25 protein-coding genes are annotated in these 22,375 nt (G+C 74.6%); 18 read left to right on the top strand and 7 right to left on the bottom strand.

Annotated features, from left to right (window positions below; all coding sequences use genetic code 11):
- Positions 1 to 49: 49 nt before the first annotated feature.
- From ACH4SE_RS30905 to ACH4SE_RS30885, 5 genes are all read right to left on the bottom strand, one after another.
- A complete protein-coding gene (locus tag ACH4SE_RS30905) occupies positions 50 to 1,462 on the bottom strand; it encodes a sensor histidine kinase (protein WP_398546825.1) in 1,413 nt (470 codons plus the stop codon).
- Complete coding sequence (locus ACH4SE_RS30900) at positions 1,459 to 2,211, bottom strand: response regulator transcription factor (RefSeq protein WP_398546824.1); 753 nt, start codon at positions 2,209 to 2,211, stop codon at positions 1,459 to 1,461. Before ACH4SE_RS30900 ends, ACH4SE_RS30905 begins: the two co-directional genes overlap by 4 nt.
- Before the next feature lie 105 nt (positions 2,212 to 2,316).
- A complete protein-coding gene (locus ACH4SE_RS30895) occupies positions 2,317 to 3,522 on the bottom strand; it encodes a S1C family serine protease (protein ID WP_398546823.1) in 1,206 nt (401 codons plus the stop codon).
- 122 nt (positions 3,523 to 3,644) lie between these two features.
- Complete coding sequence (locus ACH4SE_RS30890; protein ID WP_398546822.1) at positions 3,645 to 4,667, bottom strand: LacI family DNA-binding transcriptional regulator; 1,023 nt, start codon at positions 4,665 to 4,667, stop codon at positions 3,645 to 3,647.
- Between the two features lie 43 nt (positions 4,668 to 4,710).
- On the bottom strand, positions 4,711 to 5,469 hold the full coding sequence (locus ACH4SE_RS30885; RefSeq protein ID WP_398546821.1) for a response regulator transcription factor: 759 nt from the start codon (positions 5,467 to 5,469) through the stop codon (positions 4,711 to 4,713).
- Positions 5,470 to 5,561: 92 nt separating this feature from the next.
- On the opposite strand from ACH4SE_RS30885, the gene ACH4SE_RS30880 reads away from it, so the two are divergent.
- The 8 genes from ACH4SE_RS30880 to ACH4SE_RS30845 all read left to right on the top strand — a co-directional run bounded on the left by ACH4SE_RS30880 (position 5,562) and on the right by ACH4SE_RS30845 (position 11,161).
- Complete coding sequence (locus ACH4SE_RS30880) at positions 5,562 to 6,389, top strand: alpha/beta hydrolase family protein (protein ID WP_398546820.1); 828 nt, start codon at positions 5,562 to 5,564, stop codon at positions 6,387 to 6,389.
- Positions 6,390 to 6,504: 115 nt separating this feature from the next.
- Positions 6,505 to 6,798 carry a MoaD/ThiS family protein gene (locus ACH4SE_RS30875; RefSeq protein ID WP_398546819.1) on the top strand — a complete coding sequence of 98 codons (294 nt, stop codon included), beginning with the start codon at positions 6,505 to 6,507 and terminating at the stop codon, positions 6,796 to 6,798.
- Positions 6,795 to 8,273, top strand: coding sequence for a hypothetical protein (locus ACH4SE_RS30870; protein ID WP_398546818.1), 1,479 nt, complete (start codon positions 6,795 to 6,797; stop codon positions 8,271 to 8,273). The genes ACH4SE_RS30875 and ACH4SE_RS30870 overlap by 4 nt, the downstream gene beginning before the upstream one ends.
- A 101-nt stretch (positions 8,274 to 8,374) precedes the next feature.
- The gene (locus tag ACH4SE_RS30865) at positions 8,375 to 9,088 is read left to right on the top strand and encodes a DUF2993 domain-containing protein (RefSeq protein WP_398546817.1); all 714 of its coding nucleotides are present in this window, start codon (positions 8,375 to 8,377) and stop codon (positions 9,086 to 9,088) included.
- Positions 9,089 to 9,253: 165 nt separating this feature from the next.
- Complete coding sequence (locus ACH4SE_RS30860; protein WP_355342331.1) at positions 9,254 to 9,334, top strand: putative leader peptide; 81 nt, start codon at positions 9,254 to 9,256, stop codon at positions 9,332 to 9,334.
- Positions 9,335 to 9,518: 184 nt separating this feature from the next.
- Entirely contained in the window at positions 9,519 to 10,355 is an 837-nt protein-coding gene (locus ACH4SE_RS30855) for a sulfurtransferase (RefSeq protein ID WP_398546816.1), read from the top strand.
- A 62-nt stretch (positions 10,356 to 10,417) separates the two neighbouring features.
- Positions 10,418 to 10,708: a DUF1416 domain-containing protein gene (locus ACH4SE_RS30850; RefSeq protein WP_398192027.1), complete on the top strand. Its 291-nt coding sequence runs from the start codon at positions 10,418 to 10,420 to the stop codon at positions 10,706 to 10,708.
- 120 nt (positions 10,709 to 10,828) lie between these two features.
- Complete coding sequence (locus ACH4SE_RS30845; RefSeq protein WP_398546815.1) at positions 10,829 to 11,161, top strand: DUF3099 domain-containing protein; 333 nt, start codon at positions 10,829 to 10,831, stop codon at positions 11,159 to 11,161.
- A gap of 19 nt (positions 11,162 to 11,180) precedes the next feature.
- Here ACH4SE_RS30845 and ACH4SE_RS30840 read toward each other — a convergent pair whose 3' ends face one another.
- A complete protein-coding gene (locus tag ACH4SE_RS30840; RefSeq protein WP_398546814.1) occupies positions 11,181 to 11,543 on the bottom strand; it encodes a DsrE family protein in 363 nt (120 codons plus the stop codon).
- A 150-nt stretch (positions 11,544 to 11,693) separates the two neighbouring features.
- Here ACH4SE_RS30840 and ACH4SE_RS30835 point away from each other — a divergent pair, with 150 nt between their 5' ends.
- The 6 genes from ACH4SE_RS30835 (at position 11,694) to ACH4SE_RS30810 (ending at position 17,001) form a co-directional block, all read left to right on the top strand.
- Positions 11,694 to 12,524 (top strand): hypothetical protein, encoded by an 831-nt coding sequence (locus tag ACH4SE_RS30835; RefSeq protein ID WP_398546813.1) that lies wholly within the window; start codon positions 11,694 to 11,696, stop codon positions 12,522 to 12,524.
- On the top strand, positions 12,521 to 13,564 hold the full coding sequence (locus ACH4SE_RS30830) for a hypothetical protein (protein WP_398546812.1): 1,044 nt from the start codon (positions 12,521 to 12,523) through the stop codon (positions 13,562 to 13,564). The genes ACH4SE_RS30835 and ACH4SE_RS30830 overlap by 4 nt, the downstream gene beginning before the upstream one ends.
- Entirely contained in the window at positions 13,564 to 14,691 is a 1,128-nt protein-coding gene (locus tag ACH4SE_RS30825; protein ID WP_398546811.1) for a hypothetical protein, read from the top strand. The genes ACH4SE_RS30830 and ACH4SE_RS30825 overlap by 1 nt, the downstream gene beginning before the upstream one ends.
- Positions 14,692 to 14,912: 221 nt before the next feature.
- A complete protein-coding gene (locus tag ACH4SE_RS30820; RefSeq protein ID WP_398546810.1) occupies positions 14,913 to 15,476 on the top strand; it encodes an FABP family protein in 564 nt (187 codons plus the stop codon).
- 66 nt (positions 15,477 to 15,542) lie between these two features.
- Positions 15,543 to 16,019 carry a Fur family transcriptional regulator gene (locus ACH4SE_RS30815; protein WP_398546809.1) on the top strand — a complete coding sequence of 159 codons (477 nt, stop codon included), beginning with the start codon at positions 15,543 to 15,545 and terminating at the stop codon, positions 16,017 to 16,019.
- Positions 16,020 to 16,029: 10 nt separating this feature from the next.
- A complete protein-coding gene (locus ACH4SE_RS30810) occupies positions 16,030 to 17,001 on the top strand; it encodes a YgfZ/GcvT domain-containing protein (RefSeq protein WP_398546808.1) in 972 nt (323 codons plus the stop codon).
- Between the two features lie 34 nt (positions 17,002 to 17,035).
- Here the strand turns inward: ACH4SE_RS30810 and dtd are convergent, their stop codons facing one another.
- Positions 17,036 to 17,461 (bottom strand): D-aminoacyl-tRNA deacylase, encoded by a 426-nt coding sequence (dtd, locus tag ACH4SE_RS30805; protein WP_398546807.1) that lies wholly within the window; start codon positions 17,459 to 17,461, stop codon positions 17,036 to 17,038.
- 347 nt (positions 17,462 to 17,808) lie between these two features.
- Between dtd and ACH4SE_RS30800 the strand changes: the two genes are divergently transcribed.
- The 4 genes from ACH4SE_RS30800 (at position 17,809) to ACH4SE_RS30785 (ending at position 21,876) form a co-directional block, all read left to right on the top strand.
- A complete protein-coding gene (locus ACH4SE_RS30800) occupies positions 17,809 to 18,393 on the top strand; it encodes a hypothetical protein (RefSeq protein WP_398546806.1) in 585 nt (194 codons plus the stop codon).
- 177 nt (positions 18,394 to 18,570) lie between these two features.
- Positions 18,571 to 19,830, top strand: a complete 1,260-nt coding sequence (locus tag ACH4SE_RS30795) for a GNAT family N-acetyltransferase (RefSeq protein ID WP_398546805.1) — start codon at positions 18,571 to 18,573, stop codon at positions 19,828 to 19,830.
- 75 nt (positions 19,831 to 19,905) lie between these two features.
- Positions 19,906 to 20,760, top strand: a complete 855-nt coding sequence (locus ACH4SE_RS30790; RefSeq protein WP_398546804.1) for a dihydrodipicolinate synthase family protein — start codon at positions 19,906 to 19,908, stop codon at positions 20,758 to 20,760.
- A 93-nt stretch (positions 20,761 to 20,853) separates the two neighbouring features.
- Positions 20,854 to 21,876 (top strand): aspartate-semialdehyde dehydrogenase, encoded by a 1,023-nt coding sequence (locus ACH4SE_RS30785; protein ID WP_398546803.1) that lies wholly within the window; start codon positions 20,854 to 20,856, stop codon positions 21,874 to 21,876.
- The last annotated feature ends 499 nt before the right edge of the window (positions 21,877 to 22,375 follow it).

The raw sequence follows: 22,375 nt of genomic DNA, 5'->3' as shown, positions 1-22,375 counted from the left end.
ATTCTCCGCCTGTCGGGATGTGAGACGGTCATTTCGTATGGTGAGATGCTCAGGTCTCCGGAGGCGTTCCCGGCGGGGCCGTGGGGGCCCCGGGCAGCAGGACGGTGGCCAGGGTGCCGCCGCCCTCGGCGGGGGCGAGGGTGATCGTGCCGCCCGCCTGGTGCACGGTGCGGGCCACGATCGACAGCCCCAGGCCGCTGCCGGGCAGCGACCGGGCGCTGGGCGAGCGCCAGAACCGCTCGAAGACGTGCGGCAGCTCCTCCGCCGGGATGCCCGGACCGTGGTCGCGTACGGTGAGCCGCCCCTGGTGGAGCGAGACGTCGACCGCGCCGGAGGGCGGGCTGAATTTCACCGCGTTGTCCAGCAGGTTGACGATGGCCCGCTCCAGCGCGGCCGCCTCGCCCCGGACGTACCAGGGTGCGAGGTCCGCGCCGATCGTCAGGCCCGGGCCGCGCAGCCGGGCGCGGCGCAGTGCCGTCCCGGTGATCTCGTGCAGCGGCACCACGGTGAGGGACGGGGCGGCCGAGTCGGGCCGGCTGAGTTCCTGGAGGTCGCCGATGAGCGCGGCGAGCTCGGTCATCTGCGCCTTGACGGACGCGAGCAGCTCGCGCCGGTCCTCCGGCGGGAGGGAGCGGCCGGTCGCCTCGCTGCGCTCCAGCAGTTCGATGTTGGTGCGCAGCGACGTCAGGGGGGTGCGCAGCTCGTGTCCGGCGTCGGCGATGAGCTGCTGCTGGCGGTCCCGCGAGGACGCCAGCGCGGCGGTCATGGCGTTGAAGGACTGCCCGAGGCGCGCGATCTCGTCCTCGCCCTCGACGGGCAGCCGGACGTTCAGGTCCTCGGTCGCGGCGACGTGCTCGACGGCCTCGGTCAGCCGGTCCACCGGCCGCAGCCCCGTGCGGGCGACCCACAGCCCGGCTGTCGACGCGCCGACGACGCCGATCCCGGCGACGGCCAGCAGCAGCCAGGCGAGGTGGTCGAGCGTCCGGTCGATCTCGTCCAGCGGCCGGGACACCGTGATGGCGAGGTTCGTCCGCACCTGGCCCCGGTACAGCGGCTCGGTGAGCGCCCGCACCCGGTGGCCGCTGTCGGTCCGGGTGTCGTGCGCCGCCGAGTCCCGGGTGCCGTCGGCGACGGCGACGTCGTTGCCCTGCACCTTGACGGGCACGGCGCCGGCGCCCAGGCAGCGCTGCCCGTCCGCGGTGACGACCTGCACGCTGGTCAGGCCCGGCGGGAGGTTGTCGCCGCTGGGCGCGCTGGTCTGGCAGGGGTGGATGATGGCGTCGACGTAGCCGTCCGCGCGGGCGGCCTGGGTCTCCAGCTGGCTGCGCAGCGTCGAGTCCAGCTGCGTCACGAGCTGGTCGCGCGTGATGAACCAGCACGCGAACGCCGCCGCCGCGACCGCGACCGCCACCGCGGCGGCCGTGAGCAGGGCCAGCCGGGAGCGCAGGGCGAGCCGTCTCACGCGTGCCCGCCCTCCGGTGCGCGCAGCACGTAGCCGACCCCGCGCACGGTGTGGACCAGCCGCGGCATCCCGCCCGCCTCGGTCTTGCGGCGCAGGTACATGACGTAGACGTCCAGGGAGTTCGAGGACGGCTCGAAGTCGAAGCCCCACACGGCCTTGAGGATCTGCTCGCGGGTGAGGACCTGCCGCGGGTGCGTCAGGAACAGCTCCAGCAGGGTGTGTTCGGTGCGGGTCAGCTCGACGGGGGTGCCGCCGCGGGTGACCTCGCGGGTCGTGACGTCCATCCGCAGGTCGGCGAAGGACAGCACCTGCTCGGCGCCGCCGCCCGCGGCGGCCGCGGCCGCGTAGGAGCTGCGGCGCAGCAGGGCGCGCAGCCGGGCGAGCAGCTCGTCGAGTTCGAAGGGCTTGACGAGGTAGTCGTCGGCGCCCGCGTCGAGGCCGGTGACCCGGTCGCCGACCGTGTCGCGCGCGGTGAGCATGAGGATGGGCGTGGTCACGCCGGTCGCCCGCAGCCGCCGGGCGGTGGTCAGGCCGTCCATCCGCGGCATGAGCACGTCCAGCACGATCGCGTCCGGGTGGTACGCGTCGACGGCGTCGAGCGCCGCGAGGCCGTCGGCGGCCAGTTCGGTGTCGTAGCCCTCGAAGGCCAGGCTCCGGCGCAGCGCCTCGCGTACGGCGGGCTCGTCGTCGACGACCAGGACGCGCGCGGTGCTCTCGCCGGCGTCGGCGGAGCCGGGACCAGGGTTCATCTGCATCCTCGCGGGGTGGAGAAGGGGCCGGTTACGGGAGGCGGTGCGGGCGGGGGCCGGCCCGGTGGGGAGCCGGCGTCCCAGCCTCGCACGCCGCCGCCGGTGTCAGCTGGTGCCGTTCGTCCCGGACGTGCTGCCGGTGCCGCCCGCGCGCAGCGTCGCCAGGTCGGCCTTGACCGTGTTGACCGGGATCGCGAAGCCGAGGCCGACGCTGCCGGACGACGACGCGGAGGAGCCGCCGGAGGAGGCGTCGGAGTACATGGCCGAGTTGATCCCGATGATCTGGCCGGACATGTTGATGAGGGCGCCGCCGGAGTTGCCCGGGTTGAGCGAGGCGTCGGTCTGGATCGCCTTGTACGTGGTGGTGGAGTTGCCGGTGTCGCCGTTGTACTGGTTGCCGCCGAAGGAGAAGGGCCACCGGTCGCCGCCCTGGCCGCTGCTGCCGCCCTGGCCGAAGCCCTGGCTGTTCTGGTCCTGGCCGGTCTCGACGGGGACGGTGACCTCGCGGTTGAGCGCGGAGACGATACCGCTGGTCACGGTGTTGCTGAGGCCCTCGGGGGAGCCGATGGCGACGACCTGGTCGCCGATGGCCACCGAGGAGGAGTCGCCGAGCGTCGCGGCGGGAAGGCGGGAGGCGCCCTGGATCTTGATGAGCGCGAGGTCCTTCCCGGCGTCCGTGCCGACGACCTTCGCGGAGGCCGTCCTGCCGGAGGCGAAGGTGACGCTGATCTGCTGGGCGCCGGCGACGACGTGGTTGTTGGTGACGACCTGGCCGTCCGCGGTGATGATGACGCCGGAGCCGGTCGCCTTGCCCTGGCCGGAAGCGGCGGTGATCTCCACGACGCTGGGGTCGACGGCCTTGACGACACCGGCCACGGTGCCGTCCAGCGCGGCCGCGTTGACCGCGGCGGAGCTGGTGGCGCTGACGTGCGTGGCACCGGTCGCGGAGTCGTCGGTGGCGTGCCCGATGAAGGCGCCGACGCCGCCGCCGATCAGGCCGGCCGCGACGGCCGCGGCCGCCATGAGCGCGGCGGGCCGCCGGACGCGCCGCCGCCGGGGGGTCCCGGCGGGTTCGCCGTGGGGGGCCTGGGCCTGCGCGTACGGGTCGTACGGCGGCGGGGGCGGGAAGCCCGCGTAGCCGCCGGAGGGGTGGACGGCGCCGGACGGGGCCGGGGCGTCCGGCGCCTGCGGACCGGGCGCGGCGGCTTCGGACGGGACCGGGGCGTCCGGCGCCTGGGACTCGGAGTAGAGCGGAAGCTGCGGGTCGTACGGGTGCTGGGGGTCGCCGTTGCGGCTGCTCTCGTCGGTCATGCCTACGACTGTGCGGCTCGATTATGAGAGCGGGCTGAGCACACGCTGAGAAGCCCGACAGAACCCCGTATGCCCGATATAAAGACAAGCGCCCGGCCGATCGGGGGCCCCGCGGGCTGCCGTCAGTGGCAGCCGCAGGACTGGCGGACGACCAGCCGGGACGGGAACTGCCGCAGCCGCTCGCGCCGCGCCCCCGGCACCCGCAGCGAGTCGTCGAGCACCGCGTCCACCGCCGCGCGCGCCATGCCCTTCCGGTCGGAGGCGACCGTGGTCAGCGGCGGGTCGGCGAGCGCCGCCTCCTTGACGTCGTCGAAGCCGGCGACGGCGAGCTGCTCGGGCACCTCGATGCGCAGCTCGCGGGCGGCCCGCAGCACGCCGAGCGCCTGGTCGTCGGTGGCGCAGAAGATCGCGGGGGGCCGGTCCGGTCCGGCCAGCAGGCCGAGCGCGACCTCGTAGGCGTCGTAGCGGTTGTACGGGGCCTGGAAGAGCCGGCCCTCGGTGCTGCGCCCGGCCTCCTCCATCGCGCGCCGCCAGCCCTCGACGTGGTCGGTGACCGGGTCGCCCACCATGGGGGTGACCTCGGTGCCGCCGAGGCAGGCGACGTAGTCGTGCCCGTGCTCCAGCAGGTGCCGTACGGCGAGCTGCGCGCCGCCGATGTCGTCGGTGCGCACCGCGATGTCGTCGATCGCCTCGGGCCGCTCGTGCAGCAGCACCACCCGGGCGTCCCACGCGTCGATCTCGGTGGCCGCGTTGTCGCTGAGGCCCTGGCTGATGAGGATCAGGCCGGAGACCCGCATGCCGAGGAAGGCCCGCAGGTAGTGCGTCTCGCGCTCGTCGAGGTAGTCGGAGTTGCCGACCAGCACCATCTTGCCGCGCTCGGAGGCGGCCTGTTCGACGGCGTGCGCCATCTCCGCGAAGAACGGCTGGCGCGCGTCCGGCACGATCAGGCCGATCAGGTCGGTACGGCGGCTGGCCATCGCCTGGGCCACACGGTCCGGGCGGTAGCCGAGCTGCTTGATGGCCGCGAGCACGCGCTCGCGGGTGGCCGGGGCTACCGGCCGGGGTCCGTTGTTGATGACGTAGCTGACGACCGCGGTGGAGGTCCCCGCCAGCCTGGCCACGTCGTCGCGCGTCACCTTGGGCACGACGGGAAGTCTACGCGTGTCTATCCGTTCGTCACACGGATTGTCATACCGTCTGCTCTGCGGACGAACGGCTCCCCGGCCGGCCGGCCGGCTCGGCGGTCCCGCCGCCCTCCTCGGACCCCCGCTCCGCCTTCTCCGGGGTGACGAAGCGGTAGCCGACGTTCCGCACCGTGCCGATCAACGACTCGTGCTCGACGCCGAGTTTCGCCCGCAGCCGCCGCACGTGCACGTCCACCGTGCGGGTGCCGCCGAAGTAGTCGTAGCCCCACACCTCCTGGAGCAGCTGGGCGCGGGTGAAGACCCGGCCGGGGTGCTGGGCGAGGTACTTCAGCAGCTCGAACTCCTTGAAGGTCAGGTCCAGGACCCGGCCCTTGAGCTTGGCGCTGTACGTGGCCTCGTCGACCGACAGGTCGCCGTTGCGGATCTCCATCGGGCTGTCGTCCCCGGCGATCTGCTGGCGCCCCATGGCGAGCCGCAGCCGCGCCTCGACCTCCGCCGGGCCCGCGGTGTCGAGCAGCACGTCGTCGATGCCCCAGTCCGCCGTCACCGCGGCGAGGCCGCCCTCGGTGACGACGAGCACCAGCGGGCAGCCGGGCCCGGTGGAGCGCAGCAGCTGGCACAGGCTGCGGACCTGCGGCAGGTCGCGCCGCCCGTCGATGAGGATCACGTCGGCACCCGGGGTGTCGACGAGCGCGGGGCCCTCGGCGGGGGCGACCCGCACGTTGTGGAGCAGCAGCCCGAGAGCGGGCAGCACCTCGGTGGACGGCTGGAGCGCGTTCGTCAGCAGCAGCAGGGAACTCACACGGATCTCCCGTCGGTCGGACCGGTGCAGAAAGCACGAAAGGACCCGGGGGCGGCATTGCCCAGGTCCTCTTGCACGGAAGAATAGCGGACATGACCACCGCTGCCGAGGCCGGCGACCGGCGTTTGTGCGTTTCCGCGCTCACTTCGGGTGGCCGGCGTGCCGTTCTGTTGACGTCCGACGGCATCCCTGTCGAAGCCGAGCACCGCCCGGCGGCGGGTGGCACACGGGACCTCGCCGTCGTCGTCGCCCACGGTTTCACCGGCGCCCTGGAGCGCCCCGCGGTGCGCCGCGCGGCGGCCGTGCTGGGCGCCGCGGCGGGCGTCGTGACCTTCTCCTTCCGCGGCCACGGCGGCTCGGGCGGCCGCTCCACGGTGGGCGACCGCGAGGTCCTGGACCTGGACGCCGCCGTGGGCTGGGCCCGGCGGCTGGGCTACGCCCGGGTCGCGACGGTCGGCTTCTCGATGGGCGGCTCCGTGGTCCTGCGGCACGCCGGGGCCGGTACGGACGCCGGGCTGCGGCCGGTCGACGCGGTCGTCGCCGTCAGCTCGCCCGCCCGCTGGTACTACCGGGGTACGGCGCCGATGCGGCGGGTGCACTGGGTCATCACCCGGCCCGCGGGGCGGCTGGTGTCCCGGGTGGGCCTCGGCACCCGCATCCACACCCGGGACTGGGACCCGGTGCCGCGCTCGCCCGTCGAGTCCGTGCCGTACATCGCGCCCGTGCCGCTGCTGATCGTGCACGGCGACCGGGACGCGTACTTCCCGCTCGACCACCCGCTCTCGCTGGCCGCCGCCGCGGGCGAGGGCGGCGCCGACCTGTGGATCGAGCCCGGCTTCGGGCACGCCGAGAACGCCGCCGGGGCCGGGCTGCTCGGCCGTGTCGGCGCCTGGATCACCGCCCGCACCGCCGCCGGGTGAGCGGCCGGTGACCCCGCCGGGCGGCGCGAAGGGCCATCATGGACGGCGCCGCACCCCGCGGCAGACCGTACGAGCGACTACTGCACCACGACGCACGACGAGGGACGGAGCCCCGATGGCCGCAACCGAAACGGCCGCTCGCCCGGCAGCGGGCACGATCCGCTACTGGGCCGCCGCCAAGGCCGCCGCGGGCACGGCGGAGGAGGACTACCGCGCGGCGACCCTCGCCGACGCGCTGGACGCCGCCCGGCAGCGCCACGCGGGGCAGCCCGACTTCGCACGCGTGCTGCGCCGCTGCTCCTTCCTCGTCGACGGCAGCCCCGTCGGCACCCGCGACCACGCCGACGTACCGCTCCGGGACGGCGCGACCGTCGAGGTGCTGCCGCCCTTCGCGGGAGGCTCGGTATGAGCGACCACCGCGACGGCGGCGCGTACGGCCACGGCCCCGGCCAGGGCGACGCGCAGGGCCGCGGCCACGACGAGCAGGCGTACGGCGGCCCGGCCGCCTACCCCGCGGACGGCGCCTACGTGCCCGAGCCGCTGCCCCCGGCGCCCTCCCCGCACGCGGGCCAGGGCACCCCCTTCGGCGCCCCGCCGCCCGGCGACGACTGGTCGGCCCACGCCGGCGGCCCGGACGGAGCGGCCTACGGCGTCCCCGCGGCCGGCGACGGCTGGGGCGGCGCCCCGGCGGCCGCCCACCCCTGGAGCGTCCCGCAGCCCCCGTACGCGGAGGCCGCCCCCGGCTACGAGACCCCGCAGCCCCTTTACGACGGCGTTTACGGCACCCCGCAGCCCCCGTACGGCGACGGCGGCTACGGCACCGCGGCCCACGGCGCGGACGGCGGCGGTTACGAGACGCCCCCCGGCCAGGCCCCCGGCGCCCGCTACGAGCCGGGCCCCGGCCACACCTTCGGCCACGGCCCGCTCGGCTACGACGCCACCGGCGTGGACACCGGCGCCCCCTGGCAGCCGCAGGGAGCGCAGCAGCCCGCGCCGCACGCGTACGCCGCCCCCGCGGACACCGAGCCGCACGCGGCCGGGCACACCGCCGTCCTGCCGCCCGTCCCGGCCGCCGAGGGCGTCGCGCCCGGCGGCCGCGCGTCCCGGCGCGGCGCCCCCGTACGGCCCGACGGGCGGACGGGCTCCCCGATCATCGCGCCCGGCATCCAGCCCGCCGCCCTCACCGCGGTGCTCGGCCTGCTGCTCGCGGGCGGCGCGGCCGTCGGCAAGCCGGCGCTGGCGGTCGTCCTGGTGCTGCTCCAGGCGGTCACGGCCGCCGGGTGGTTCCGGCTCAACGGCATGTGGCCCGCCCGGCAGGGCATCGCCCTGGCCTTCCTCGGGGGCGTGACCGCCGACGCCGGCATGCTCGTCGCGGACGGCGGGCAGGCCCCCGCCGTGGTGCTGGGCACGCTCGGCGTGTGGCTGCTGCTCGTCCTCGTCCTGCAACTGCGCCACCACGGCAGCGCCGACGAGCGCCTCTCGTCGCTCACCGCGACCTCCGCCTCGACCCTGATCACCGTGCTGGCCTGCGGTTATCTGGCGACCCAGGTGTCGGACGCGGGCCACGGCCCGGTCGTGGCGGGCGCGGTGGCCGTGGCCGCCGCGGCGCTGGTGCGCGCGCTGCCGCTGCCCGGCGAGCCGGTCTCGCTCGCCGCCGCGCTGCTGGTGGCCGCGGCGACGGGCGCCCTGACCGGCCCGGCGGGCGACCTGGGCGCGGGCGGGGGCGTGCTGCTCGCGGCCGCCGCCGGGGCGTGCGCGCTGGTCGGGCTGCGGGTGGCGAGCTACGACTTCCCGTCGCGGTTCGTGCACTTCACCGCGGGGGTGGCCCTGCCGCTCACCGCCGCCGCTCCCGTCGTCTACGCTCTGGGCCGCGCGCTGACCTGACATAACGGTTCGGGTCCGGAGGGAACCGCGGCCCCCCTGCGGCCCGTCAGGCGTTGCGGGAAGTGTCAGGGGCGGGACCGAGTGGGGAGAGTGGCGGACGCATGGGTTCGTGGCGTGTGTGGCGGACGATCCTGATCATCGTGGTGATACTCGGGGGCCTGTTCTACGCCGCCGACTGGTTCGCGGTGCGCGTGGTGGAGGACCGGGCCGCGGAGAAGGCCCGTACGTCCGAGGGCCTGGAGCACAAGCCGCAGCTCACGATCGACCACTTCCCGCGGCCCTTCCTGACGCAGGTGCTGTTCGGCAAGATCAAGCACGTCTCGATCAAGGCCGAGGACGTCAACGCGGGCGGCGGCCGGCAGGAGGTGCGGATCACGACCTTCACCGCCGACCTCTACGGGGTGAAGCTCACCGACAGCTTCTCGAAGGCGACCGCCGACCGGGCCACGGGTGACGCCTTCGTCAGCTACGACGACCTGTCGAAGTCCGCCCCGGCCGGGATCAGGGTGAGCGCCGCGCCGCCGGCCGCGGACGGCACCGCGCGGGTGAAGCTGTCCACGTCGCTGCCCGGCGCGGGCGACCTCAGCGTCTTCAGCCGGATCGCGGTGAGCGGCCAGAAGATCACCCTGCACGCCGAGAGCCTGCCCAAGGAGGTCACGGCGCTGGGCCTGGAGGGCTCCGTCCGCAAGCAGATCGACTTCGACGCGAACCTGACCCACCTGCCCGCGGGGATCTCCCTCACCAAGGCGGTCGGCACCGCCACCGGGATGGACATCAAGGCCGCGGGCCGGAATGTGGAACTGGTGTCCGGCTGACAGGCCGCCGGAGCGGGTGAACCGGGCGCGAACAGGCCCGGACCACCACCGCGGAGACGGGCGGGACGCTGCGGCGCCCGCCCGTTTTCCACTATATGGACAATCTTGTCTCGTCATATGACACGCCGGTGACACTCGCGGGTCCGCTTCCCTACGATCGGGACCATGAAGCGACAGGCGGATCTCACGAAGCGGCGGGCAGTCGATCTGTGCCGCGTCGCCGCCATGCTCTGTCGCATGCCCTGAGGGGCGGCAGCTCTCCCGTACCGCGCACCCGGCCGCAAGGCTCCAGCGCTGCTGCCTGCCCCGAGCCGCCGGGCGGCGCCGCAGGGCCGCCGGCCCGGACCGCACCCCCTCGCACCGCAACCGCATCGCGCCCCGCGTAACGCGCGGCGACCGCAGCATCCGCACTGCCCCGGAGGAGAACAGCATGAGCCGCAGTGACGTCCTGGTCGACGCCGACTGGGTCGAGGCCCACATCGACGACCCCAAGGTGGTCATCGTCGAGGTGGACGAGGACACCTCGGCGTACGACAAGAACCACATCAGGAACGCCGTCCGCATCGACTGGAAGAAGGACCTCCAGGACCCGGTCCGCCGCGACTTCGTGGACCAGGCCGGCTTCGAGGCGCTGCTGTCGGCCAAGGGCATCGCCAACGACGACACGGTCGTCCTCTACGGCGGCAACAACAACTGGTTCGCTTCCTACGCCTACTGGTACTTCAAGCTCTACGGCCACGAGTCGGTCAAGCTGCTCGACGGCGGCCGCAAGAAGTGGGAGCTGGACTCCCGCGACCTCGTCGCCGCCGTGCCCGAGCGCGCCGCGACCGAGTACAAGGCCAAGGCCCAGAACACCGCGATCCGCGCCTTCCGTGACGACGTCGTCGCCGCGATCGGCACGCTGAACCTGGTCGACGTCCGCTCGCCCGACGAGTTCTCCGGCAAGCTGCTCGCCCCGGCCCACCTGCCGCAGGAGCAGTCGCAGCGCCCCGGCCACGTGCCGAGCGCCCGCAACATCCCGTGGTCGAAGAACGCCAACGACGACGGCACGTTCAAGTCCGACGAGGAGCTGCGGAAGCTCTACGAGGACGAGAACGTCGACCTGGCCAAGGACACCATCGCGTACTGCCGCATCGGCGAGCGCTCCGCGCTCACCTGGTTCGTGCTGCACGAGCTGCTCGACCAGGGCAACGTCAAGAACTACGACGGCTCGTGGACCGAGTACGGCTCGCTGGTCGGCGTGCCGATCGAGCTCGGCGCCAACTGACCCGGGTCCCGGACCCGAGCGACCCCGATCGACCCCCAGCGACAAGGCGAGGACTGAACGTTATGTGTGGAGCGAAGGCCGGCGGCCCGGAACTGGCGGGCATCGACGTGGCCAAGGAGACCATCATCCAGGGCTCCGTCACCCGTGACGGCGAGCCCGTCAGCGGTTACGTGCGCCTCCTGGACGGCGGCGGCGAGTTCACCGCCGAGGTGCCGACCTCGGCGACCGGGCAGTTCCGCTTCTTCGCGGCGCCCGGCACCTGGACGCTGCGCGCGCTCGTCCCCGGCGCGACGGTGGACCGCACGGTCGTGGCCCAGCAGGGCACGCCCTCCGAGGTGGCCATCGCCGTCTGAGACGGTGCGACCGGCACGCGGTCGCTCACGGCGGAGGGCCGCACCCCGCGCGGGGTGCGGCCCTCCGCCGTGCCCGTCCGTTCTGTTTCGGTATCCGCCCGGCGGACGTACCGTTGAGATGTGGACGCACGACGCCGTCACTGGTATTTCGCCATGATGGGCACCTGCGTGGTGCTGTTCGTCATGGCGTGGGCGGTGGTGCGCCTGTGGTCCGTCCCGGCCGCGATCGTGATGTGCCTGGTGGCCATGACCATCCCGCCCTTCGCCGCGATCGTCGCCAACAAGCGCCGCCCGGGGGAGCGGTGGTTCGACGAGCAGGACGGTGAGGACGGTGGGGGCGCCGCCGGGGACGACGGCGGACCGCCCGAACCCGATGTGCACACCGGTGACCCGCAGTCCGACGCCTGGTGGAACGAACTGGAGGGGCGGGGCCGCAAGGACCGCCGCAAATGAGCCCGGGCCGGGCTCGGGTTCAGTAGACGAGGGCCTGCACGCCGTCCGGCATGATCTCGCTGACGAAGACCTGGGCGCCCGCGATGCGGACACCCGGCAGGACGTCCTGCTCGGTGATGTCGCGGCGGGCCGCACACTGGCTGCACAGCGTGACCTGGCCGGCCCCGACGACCGCGTCGAGCAGGTCGGGAAGCGGTGCGGCGTGCGGGAGTTCGAACTCCGCGGCACGTCCCGGCAGCGCGAACCAGGCGGATTCGCCCGTCAGCCACAGCGACACCTGCACCCCGCTCGCCACCGCGACGGCCGCCACCGTGAAAGCCTGCGAGCACCGCTCGGGCGCGTCGGCCCCCGCCGTCACCTTGATCACCAGCTTGTTCGCCATCCGACCAGCGTAGGCGCTGGGTGCATGTGGCACACATCACGTCGGGCCCGTGCATATTCGGTGGGGATCCGGTGTGGCGGCTGGACATAATACGAATCCGCGTGCCATCGGTTCGCACGCGTGTGCGTTCATGAGCCTGGGGGGGCATCCATGGAGGAACTGGGCGGCGACGTGCGCCGCGACGACGGCGGAGCGGACGGGGAACCAGGCCCGTACTTCGCACCGGAACTGACCGGGAGCTCGGCCCCCGGACCCTACCAACCCGCCGCGCCGCCCTACCGGCCCATGCCCCGCCGGAAGCTGACGCTCCTGGTCGCCGCGGCCCTCGTGCTCGGCGTGCTGGCCGGCGGCGGCGCGGGCTACGCCGTGCAGAGCGGCCGCCCGGCCACGCCGCTGCCGCCGCTCGTCGCCGCGGCCCCGACCCAGCCGGCGGGCTCCGCACCCACCCCGCCCGCGCCGCGGGCCGCCGACGACCGCGACGCGGTCTACGAGGGCAATCTGCTCAAGCTGCTGCTGCCCGTCCCCGAGGGGGCCTCGCACGGCGAGCGCGGCTGGGTCACGCAGTCCGAACTGGCCGAACAGCTCGGCACCTACGAGGCCTTCGAGGAGCTCAACGAGCGCGGCTTCCGGCGGGCGGTGCAGGGCTCCTGGGACGCGGGCCGCGACGACGCGGTCCACACCGACGTCGCGCTCACCCAGTACCGCGACGACACCAGCGTCTTCACCGAGCAGGCCCTGCGCGACGCCGTCGCCGCCACGGACTTCGACCACCAGCACCGCGGCGTGCCGCTGCCCGGCACCGTCGACGGCACCGTGATGGCCTCGACCTCGCCCTACGACGAGGACGACGTCCGCGTCTACGTCGGCCAGGCCTACGCGCGGGTCGGCAACATCTTCGTCGAGGTCTACATCTCCTCGCTCTCCCCGGTGACCGCGAAAGACCTACGGTCCGTGATCACGAAGCAACTGGAGCGGCTGTGAGCGACGAGACCCCGCACCCCGCCCAGCCGGACCCGGCGACCGCGCCGGACGCGCCCGAGGTGCCCGCGCCCGCGGTCGCGGAAGGCGCCTCGACCGCGCCGGACGCGCCCGAGGTGTCCGCGCCCGCGGTCGCGGAAGGCGCCGTGCTCCCCGCGCAGCCCGCGCCCGCGGCCGTACCCCCGCCGCCGTCCGCGTACGGCTACCCGGGAGGACCCGCCACGGCGTACCCGGCGTGGGGGACACCCCCGCCGCCCGCGCCCCCGCGGAGGCGGCGGCGGACCGCGCTGCTCGTCGCCGGCGCGCTCGTGGCGGTCGCCGCGGCCGGCGGGGGCTACGCGCTCACCCGGGACGGCGACGGCGGCACGCCCGCGGCCAGGCCCACGGCGACGGCCACACCGACGCCGGGCCGCACCTACGCCGTGACGGCGGGCGGCACGCACGTCGGCGACCTCGGGCGGATGCTGCTGCCGATGCCGGAGGGCATGCGCCCAGGCCCGGACGTCGAGCAGTTCGGCAACGACACCGTCCTCGACGCCCCGCGTGCCACGTCGCTGCTCATGGGCGGCGACAGCAACTCCCGCTTCTCGGCGGCGCAGCGCCGCACACTCAAGGCGCAGATCGACGCGATGCACGTCAAGGGCGCCGCCCTGCGGACCTTCCGTACCGCGGACAACAAGCAGACGTACCAGATCGAGCTGATCCAGGTCGGCAACAAGAAGGCCGCCGCCGCCGAACCCGAGGCCTTCCGGAAGCTCGCCGAGGGCGCGGGCGGCCTCACGGCCGGGCCGGGGGTGCCCGGCTACCCGCACGCGGTGTGCGTGGAGCCCGACGCGTCCGACGGCTCGGACGACTACGGCGACTCCGATGACTACGACGACTACTACCGCTCGTCCGTCGACACGATGTTCTGCCAGGCCACGGAGGGCGATCTGATGGTGGAGTTCCAGGCGGTCGGGGAGGCCCCGCTGGACGAGGCGGAGATCCCGGCGCTGCTGCGCGGCCAGCTCGACCGCGTCAAGGCGCCGGAAGAGGGCGTCTGATGTCCGACACCATCGAGCCCCCCGCCGCGCAGCCGACGCCCGCGGCGCCTGCGGCGGAGTCGGGCTCCGCGACTGAGCGCGCACTCGGGGTGCCCGCGGCGGAGTCGGCCTCCGCGACTGAGTCGGCACTCGGGGTGCCCTCGGAGCCCGAGGCCTTTGCAGCCGGGCCGGCGCCCGAGGCCCAGCCGGTCTCTCCGCCCGCCGCGGTGGCCGAAACGCCCGCCGCCGTGGCCGGGGCGCCTGCCGCCGTACCCGTGGCCGGGGCCTCCGCCGCCGTACCCGGGCCCGTTCCGCCGGTCGCGGTGCTGCCGCCCGCGCCCGCCTACCCTCCGCCCGCGTACCCGCCGGGTGCGCAGGCCGTCGCGGCGGCTCCCCGGCGGATGGGGCCGCGGGTGCGGGTGCGGCTGCGCTGGACCGCCGTCGTGCTGGTCTTCGCCGTCTTCGGCGCCGCCACGGCCTACGCCGTGGCGCGCCCGGAGCGGACGAGGATCCCCGGCCTGCGGACGCCCGACGACGGCCGCTGGACCTACCCCGCGCTCGCGCTGCCGCAGCTGCCCGGCAGCAGGCCCCGCCCCTTCGACGCCACCGGCAACCCCGCCGCCGTGCACTACGCCGACCTGCGGGCCCTGCTCCTCCCCGAGCCGCGGGGCGCGGTGGACGACACCGCGCTCCCCGGCACGAAGGGCTGGCTGCCGCCGGCGACGTACCTGGCGACGCGCCCGGACGGCGACGGCCCGCAGCAGGAGGCCGCGCTCAAGGACGGCGGCCTGCGGCACATCGCGGCCCGCGGCTGGACCATGCCGGACGGCACCCGCGGGCAGGTGTACCTGCTCCAGTTCATCTCCCGGGCCTACGCCGGGCGCTACCTGCAGGGCCAGGGGTCGACGCCTCCCAAGGGCGTCTCCGCGGGCGAGAAGGACACGGCGCCGGGCGACCTCGCCCACCCCGAGGGGACGGCCGTGCACGCGTTCGGCGAGAAGGCCCCGTACGGCACCGAGATGACGCGGTACGCCGCCGTCGGCGCGGGGGACACCGTCGCGGTCGTGGTGCTGACGCGCAAGGGCGGCGCCGTACCGGAGCAGGCCTTCACCCAGACGGTCGTCCTCCAGGCGCAGATGCTCGGCTGAGCCCCGCCCCCGGGGGCCGCCTCGCAGGCCGGACGGCCTGCCCGCGCGGGGCCCGGGGGCCGCGCACTAGACTTGGGCGCGGCCCTGCCCGCTGCCCTCGCGAGGAGCACGTCCCGTGCACATTGAGTACTACTTCGACGCCCTGCTGGTGCTGGTGTGCGTCGCCGTCGCCGCGTTCGCGCTCTACGCGGTCAAGAAGCTCTACCAGGGCCAGCGCTGACATGATCGAGATCCCGTCCGACCTGCACCCCGACCTCGTGCCGCTGGCCTTCCTGCTCGGCCGCTGGGAGGGCGCGGGCGTCTTCGACTTCCCGGGCGCCGATAAGTGCAACTTCGGGCAGGAGGTCGTCTTCACGCACGACGGCCGGCCGTTCCTGGAATACGCCTCGCGTACCTGGGTGCTGGACGCCGAGGGGAAGAAGACGCGCCCGCTGGAGAGCGAGACGGGCTACTGGCGGATCGGCGCCGACCGCAAGGTCGACGTCACCACCACCCGCGACGAGGGCGTCGTCGAGATCTGGACCGGCGAGCTGGCCGAGGGCAAGCCGCAGATCGACCTGGTCACGGACGCCGTCGCCCGGCTGCCCTTCGCCCCCGAGTACAGCGGCGGCAAGCGGCTGTACGGCTACGTGAAGAGCGATCTGATGTGGGTCGGCGAGAAGGCCACCCCCGCCGTGCCGCTGCGCCCGTACATGTCCGCGCACCTGAAGAAGGTCGTGGACCCGCGCGAGTGGATCGGTGACCTCAAGGACCTCCCGGACGACGGGATCGCCTTCTTCAAGTAGGGGTTCCGACCCCTGCCGCCGGTCGGGACCCGGGGTGCGCGGCCGCCGCCGTCCTACACTGGGGCCGTGGTCACCACCGACTGGAAGAGCGACCTGCGCCGCCGCGGTTACCGGCTCACACCGCAGCGGCAGCTGGTGCTGGAAGCGGTCGACAGCCTGGAGCACGCCACCCCGGACGGCATCCTGTGCGAGGTGCGCAGGACCGCCTCGGGGATCAACATCTCCACCGTCTACCGCACCCTGGAGCTGCTGGAGGAGCTGGGCCTGGTCAGCCACGCCCACCTCGGGCACGGCGCGCCCACGTACCACCTCGCGGACCGGCACGACCACATGCACCTGGTGTGCCGCGACTGCGACCAGGTCACCGAGGCCGACGTCTCGCTCGCCGCGCCGCTCGGCGACGGCCTGCGCGAGCACTTCGGCTTCGAGACGGACATGAAGCACTTCGCCATCTTCGGCCGCTGCCGCGACTGCGCGGCCAGGGCGGCGGCCCGGGAGGAACCGGGCGGGGACGCGGGGGAGTCCGTGCCGGGCGGGTCGTAGTCTTGACGGCATGACGACGAAGAGCCCTTTGCTGGCGCTGCCCGGCGCCGTGGCGGCCGAAGGCCCCGACGAAGGAGTGGCCGCGCACTACGGCGACCTCTTCCGCGAGCAGCGCGTGCTGGCCGACGGCCGCGGATTCGTGGACCTCTCGCACCGCGGCGTCGTCACCGTGACCGGCGCCGACCGCCTGTCGTGGCTGCACCTGCTGCTCACCCAGCACGTCGAGCAACTGCCGCCCGGGCAGGCCACCGAGGCGCTCATCCTCTCCCCGCACGGCCACATCGAGCACGCGCTCTACCTCGTCGACGACGGGGTGACGACCTGGATGCACGTCGAGCCCGGCACCCAGGGCGACCTGCTGGCCTACCTGGAGAGCATGAAGTTCTTCTACCGGGTCGAGACCGCCGACGCCACCGGCGGCTTCGCCCTCGTCCACCTCCCGGCGGGCTCCATCGTGACGCTCCCGGACGGCTGGGCGGTGCGCGAGACGCCGTACGGGCGCGACGTGTTCGTGCCGCGTGAGGACCTGGAGGCCTTCGCCGCCCAGGCCGGACCGCCCGTGGGCGTGCTCGCGTACGAGGCGCTGCGTATCGAGGCGCACCGGCCGCGGCTCGGCCTGGAGACGGACCACCGCACCATCCCGCACGAGCTGGGCTGGCTGGAGACCGCCGTCCACCTGCACAAGGGCTGCTACCGCGGCCAGGAGACGGTGGCCCGCGTGCACAACCTCGGCCGCCCGCCGCGCCGGCTGGTCTTCCTGCACCTGGACGGCAGCGAGGTGCGCCTGCCCGGCCACGGCACCCCGCTGCGGATCGCCGGGGAGGGCGCGGAGGGCCGCGTCGTCGGCACGGTCACCTCGTCCGCGCGGCACTGGGAGCTGGGGCCGATCGCGCTCGCCGTCGTCAAGCGCAACACCCCCGAGGAGGCGACGCTCGTCGCCGGGGACACCGCCGCGACGCAGGAGACCGTCGTCGCGCCCTGAGTGCCCCTGGGCGCCCGGTCCGGGGCCCGGGCGCTCACATCTCCAGGACGACGGTGAAGGGTCCGTCGTTGGTGAGCGACACCTTCATGTCCGCGCCGAAGACACCCGTCTCGACGGTCGCGCCCAGCGCGCGCAGCTCGGCCACCACCGCGTCGACGAGCGGCTCGGCGACGGGCCCCGGCGCGGCGGCGTTCCACGTCGGGCGGCGGCCCTTGCGCGCGTCGCCGTACAGCGTGAACTGGCTGATCACCAGCAGCGGCGCGCCGATGTCCGAGCAGGACTTCTCGTCCGGCAGGACGCGCAGCGTCCACAGCTTGCGCGCGAGCTGGGCGGCCTTCTCCTTCGTGTCGTCGTGCGTCACCCCGACCAGCACGCACAGCCCGGGCCCCGTGACGGCCCCGACCGTCCGCCCGTCGACCACGACCTTCGCCTCGCTCACCCGCTGGGCCACCGCACGCATGCGGCCATTGTGGCGTGCGCGCCGGGGGGCGCCGGGCCGGGGGTGGGGCGTACGCGAGGGGGCGCGCGGCGCGCGCTCCTTGCGCCGGGGCAGCGGCTTCGCACAACTGTTGCGAGGTCCGTTCGGGTGCAGAGTCGCTGCGGGGTGTCGGGGCCAGGTGGCAGCATCGACGTCAGGATTTCCGGCCCGCGGCAGCCCGCCGCGTACCGGGAGCGCCCGCACCCCCGTGTGCTGCGTGCGGGGGACGGCACGCATGACCGCAACCGACGCCGGACAGACTCCCGGCACCGCCGAGCACACCGGCCGGCGGCGCCGCAGAAGCCCACGCCCATCAGGAAGGGCCACCCATGCTCAAGGCCGACGCCCCCGGGCCGTCCCGCCCGCCCGCACCCCGCGGCCCGCTCGCCGACACCGCCGAGCCCGACCTGGGCGCCCTCGACCTGCCCGCGCTGCGCGCGCTGCGCCGCGAAGCCCAGCGCGAGGAGGCGGACCTGTCGTACCTGCGCCGCCTGCTGCACGGGCGGATCGACATCCTGCGGGCCGAACTCCGGCGCCGCGCCCCCGTGGGGGCCCCCGGGGAGGAGCCGGGACCGGACGCACCCGTGCCCCTTCTCGACCGTCTCCCGGAGATCCTCGCGGACGGCCCGGCCCGCGTCCGCTCCTCCGCCCGCCACGTCACCCTCGGCACACCGCTCACCGCCCGCGTCCAGCGGCTCGCCGAGGAGATACTCGCCGAGGTGGAGCTCTCCGACCTCGAAGCGCGCACCGACGCCGAGCTCGACGAGGCGATGGCGCGCCTGGCGCGCCACGAGCAGGAGGTGTCCGGCCGGCGGCAGCGGCTGCAGCACACCGTCGACGGCTGCACCGCCGAGATCACCCGCCGCTACCGGGACGGCGAGGCCCGCATCGACGATCTGCTCTGCGACGACTGAGCGGGCGGTCCCCGCGGGTGGGGACAAAGCGGTCGCCGCGCACGCGGGGAGCCGCGTGCGCAACCGCCGCCGGCGGGTGGTCCGGGTACGGCGGGGACGCTCCCTTCGTGCACCGGCGGGTCCGCCGGGCGCGTTAAACGGATGCGCCCGCCCGCACCGCGTGCATACCGTGCCCCGATGGGGACACAGATTCGCACGCTGGGCGACGACGACGTCGCGGAGTGGCTGCACGCGCTGAACACCGGCTTCCACCGGGCGGCGGCCGTCCCGCCGGAAGAAATTCCGCTGCGCCGCGCCACGATGGAACTGGACCGCACGCGCGGGGCCTTCGAGAAGGACCGGTGCGTCGCGACGTTCCGGAGCATGCCGCGGGAGCTCACCGTGCCGGGCGGCGGAACGGTCGCCGCGGACGCGATCACCAACGTGTCGGTCACGGCGACGCACCGCCGGCGCGGGCTGGCCAGCGCGATGATGGCCGCCGACCTCGCGGCGGCGAAGGAGCGCGGGGACGCGGTGGCCATCCTGGTCGCCGCCGAGTACCCGATCTACGGGCGCTTCGGCTTCGGCCCGGCGACGTGGGTCACCGACTGGGAGATCGACGTACCGCGGGCGGGGCTGGACCGGCGGTACGCCGGGCCGGACGCGGCGGAGGGCGCGGTCGAGCTGGTCGGCGGTGACGAGGTCAGGGTGTTTGGGCCCGCACTGCACGAGCGGGTGCGCCGCGCGACGCCCGGCGCGATCAGCCGCACCGAGGAATGGTGGGACCGGAACACCGGCGCGGTGGTCTACCCGTCGTCCGGTTACAGCGCCCCCTTCTTCGCCGCCTACCGCGACGCGGCGACCGGCGAGGTCGACGGCCTGGTGGCGTACCGCGTCGACGACCCGCACTGGCCCAACAAGCTGCCGCACGCCGAGGTGGCGGTGGTGAGCCTGACCGCCGCCACGCCCGCCGCGGAGGCGGCCCTGTGGCGGCACGTGCTGTCCCTCGACTGGGTCAGGAAGCTCACGACGGACCACCGCCCGCCGGACGACGTGCTGCCGCTGCTGCTGGGCGACCCGCGCGCCGCACGCGTCGAGACGCACGCCGACTTCATGTGGCTGCGGGTGCTTGACGTCCCCGCGGCCCTCGGCGCCCGCGGCTACGCTCCGCTCGCCGCGGAGCTCGTGCTGGAGGTGCGGGACGCGGCGGGCCTGTCCGGCGGCACCTTCCGGCTGGAGACCGCGCCGGGTGCCGCCCCGCGCTGCACGCCCGCGCCGGGGGCGGCGCCCGATCTGGGCCTGGACGTCTCCACTCTCGGGCGGCTCTACCTCGGGGACGAGTCCGCGGTGCGGCTCGCCGCGCTGGGGCTGCTGGCCGAGCACCGCCCGGGCGCCGCCGCGACCGCGGAGGTGCTCTTCCGCACCGCGCGCCGCCCATGGTGCCCCGAGGTGTTCTGACTTCACTTCTGCTTAACGGTGACCGCCAAAATCTTTCACTGGACCTACGGTTTCGCCCCGGGTGAGACTCGGCTCATGACGACAGCCCCACCCGTGTACGTACCGCTCGTGACCCCCTTCACGGCCTCCGGCGCCGTCGCCCTCGACGCGCTGGAGGCCCTGGCCCGCGGACTGCTCGCGGACGGGGCGGCCGGTCTCCTCGCGCTCGGGACCACGGGCGAGCCGGAGAGCCTGGAGCCGGACGAGCGCGCGGCCGTCGCCGGGGTGGTCGGGCGGGTCTGCCGGGAAGCGGGCGCGTACTTCGCCCTCGGTGTCGGCTCCGGGCGCGATCTCGGGCCGTGGCCCGTCGAGCCGGACGCGCTGCTCGCGACCGTACCGGCGTTCGTCCGGCCCGGCGAGGCGGGCGTCGTCGCGCACTTCACCGCGCTCGCCGCCCGCAGCCGCCTGCCGCTGATCGTCTACCACGTGCCCTACCGCACGGGACAGCCGCTCTCCGCCCGCGCACTGCGCACCCTCGCCGCGATCCCGGGCGTGACCGGCGTGAAGTACGCGGCCGGCGGCATCGACGCCGAGACCGTCGACCTGCTCGGCGACCACCCCGCCGGATTCGCCGTCCTCGCCGGGGACGACGTCTTCGCGCCCGCGCTGCTCGCCCTCGGCGCCACCGGCGTCATCGCCGCCTCCGCCCACCTGGACACCGCCGCCTGGGTGAGCCTCGCCGCCACCGGCGACCGCGCCCTCGGCCACCGGCTCGCCGCCCGCGCCGCCGGGCTCTTCCGCGAGCCCAACCCCACCGTCATCAAGGCCGCCCTGCACGCGGAGGGCCGCATCCCCACCGCCGGTGTGAGGCCGCCGCTGCTGCCCGCGAGCCCGGAGTCGCTGGCGGCGCTGCCGCCCGCCGTGCGCCCCGCCGCACGTCTCGGCACCTGAAACCATTCGCCGCCCGCCGCCGCCTGCGGTGATACTCGAACGGCGGGCACCCCCACAGACCACGAGAGCCCACGAGAGCGAGAGTAGGCGGCCATGAGGATCGGAATCGTCGGAGCGACCGGACAGGTCGGCGGAGTCGTACGCCAGGTGCTGGCCGAGCGGAAGTTCCCGGTGGACGAGCTGCGGCTGTTCGCGTCCGCGCGGTCCGCGGGCCGCACGCTGCCCTGGAACGGCACCGAGATCACCGTCGAGGACGCCGGCACCGCCGACTACACCGGCCTGGACATCGCCATCTTCTCCGCCGGCGGCGCCACCAGCCGCGCCATCGCCGAGAAGGTCGCCGCGCAGGGCGTCGTCGTCATCGACAACTCCTCCGCCTGGCGCCACGACCCCGAGGTCCCGCTCGTCGTCTCCGAGGTCAACGCGCACGCCCTCGCCGACCGCCCCAAGGGCATCATCGCCAACCCCAACTGCACCACGATGGCCGCCATGCCGGTGCTCAAGCCGCTGCACCTGGAGGCCGGGCTCACCTCGCTGGTCGCCACGACCTACCAGGCCGTCTCCGGCTCCGGGCTCTCCGGTGTCGCCGAGCTGCACCAGCAGGCCCGCGCCGTCGTCGAGACCGCGGACAAGCTCACCTTCGACGGCGGCGCCGTCACCTTCCCCGAGCCGGCCCTCTACGCCCGGCCCATCGCCTTCAACGTCCTCCCCTTCGCCGGGAACCTCGTCGACGACGGCAGCTTCGAGACCGACGAGGAGCAGAAGCTGCGGAAGGAGTCCCGCAAGATCCTGGAGATCCCCGGCCTCAAGGTCTCCGGCACGTGCGTGCGGGTGCCGGTCTTCTCCGGCCACTCCCTCCAGCTCAACGCGCGCTTCGAGCGGCCGCTCAGCGTGGAGCGGGCGTACGAGCTGCTGGCGGGGGCGCCGGGCGTGGAGATCTCGGAGATCCCCACGCCGCTGCAGGCCGCCGGGGGTGACGTGTCGTACGTCGGCCGGATCCGTGTCGACGAGACCGTCGAGAACGGTCTCGCGCTCTTCGTCTCCGGTGACAACCTGCGCAAGGGCGCTGCGCTCAACGCGGTGCAGCTCGCGGAGCTGGTTGCTGCGGAGCTCTGAGGGTTCGCCTCCGGCGCGGTGTACTGAGGGGGCGCCGCCCCTTTGCGCCGGGCGGTTCGCCGTTCGCCCGGCGGGGGCTGGCCGCGCCGTTCCCCGCGCCCCTGAGGGGGTGCGGCTTGCGGTGGCGGTTCGCGGTTCGCTTGGTGGGGGCTGGTCGCGCCGTTCCTCGCGCCCCTGGGGGGGTGCGGCTTGCGGTGGGCGGTTCGCTGTTCCGCCGGTGGTGGGTTGCTCGCGCCGTTCCTCGCGCCCCTGAGGGGGTGCGGCTTGCGGTGGGCGGTTCGCTGTTCGCCCGGTGGGGGCTGGTCGCGCAGTTCCTCGCGCCCCTGGGTTGCCCGGCGGGGCATCGCGCTTGCGCTCGGGGGTGGGGTCGGGTGCCACTCCGGGGGTACCTCCTCGGAATGCGCGTCTGACGTCTTCCGGGGTTGGTTGGGCGGTGGGGTGCGCATTCCTGCGGGGGCACCCCCGGATCGTCCCCCTCCCGGGCCCGGTGTGGCGGCTG

This window comes from Streptomyces sp. NPDC020983 (genome assembly GCF_044333485.1).
Classification (GTDB): domain Bacteria; phylum Actinomycetota; class Actinomycetes; order Streptomycetales; family Streptomycetaceae; genus Actinacidiphila.
Note: the sequence above shows the minus strand (reverse complement) of the source record. Positions and strands in the feature narration are given on the sequence as shown.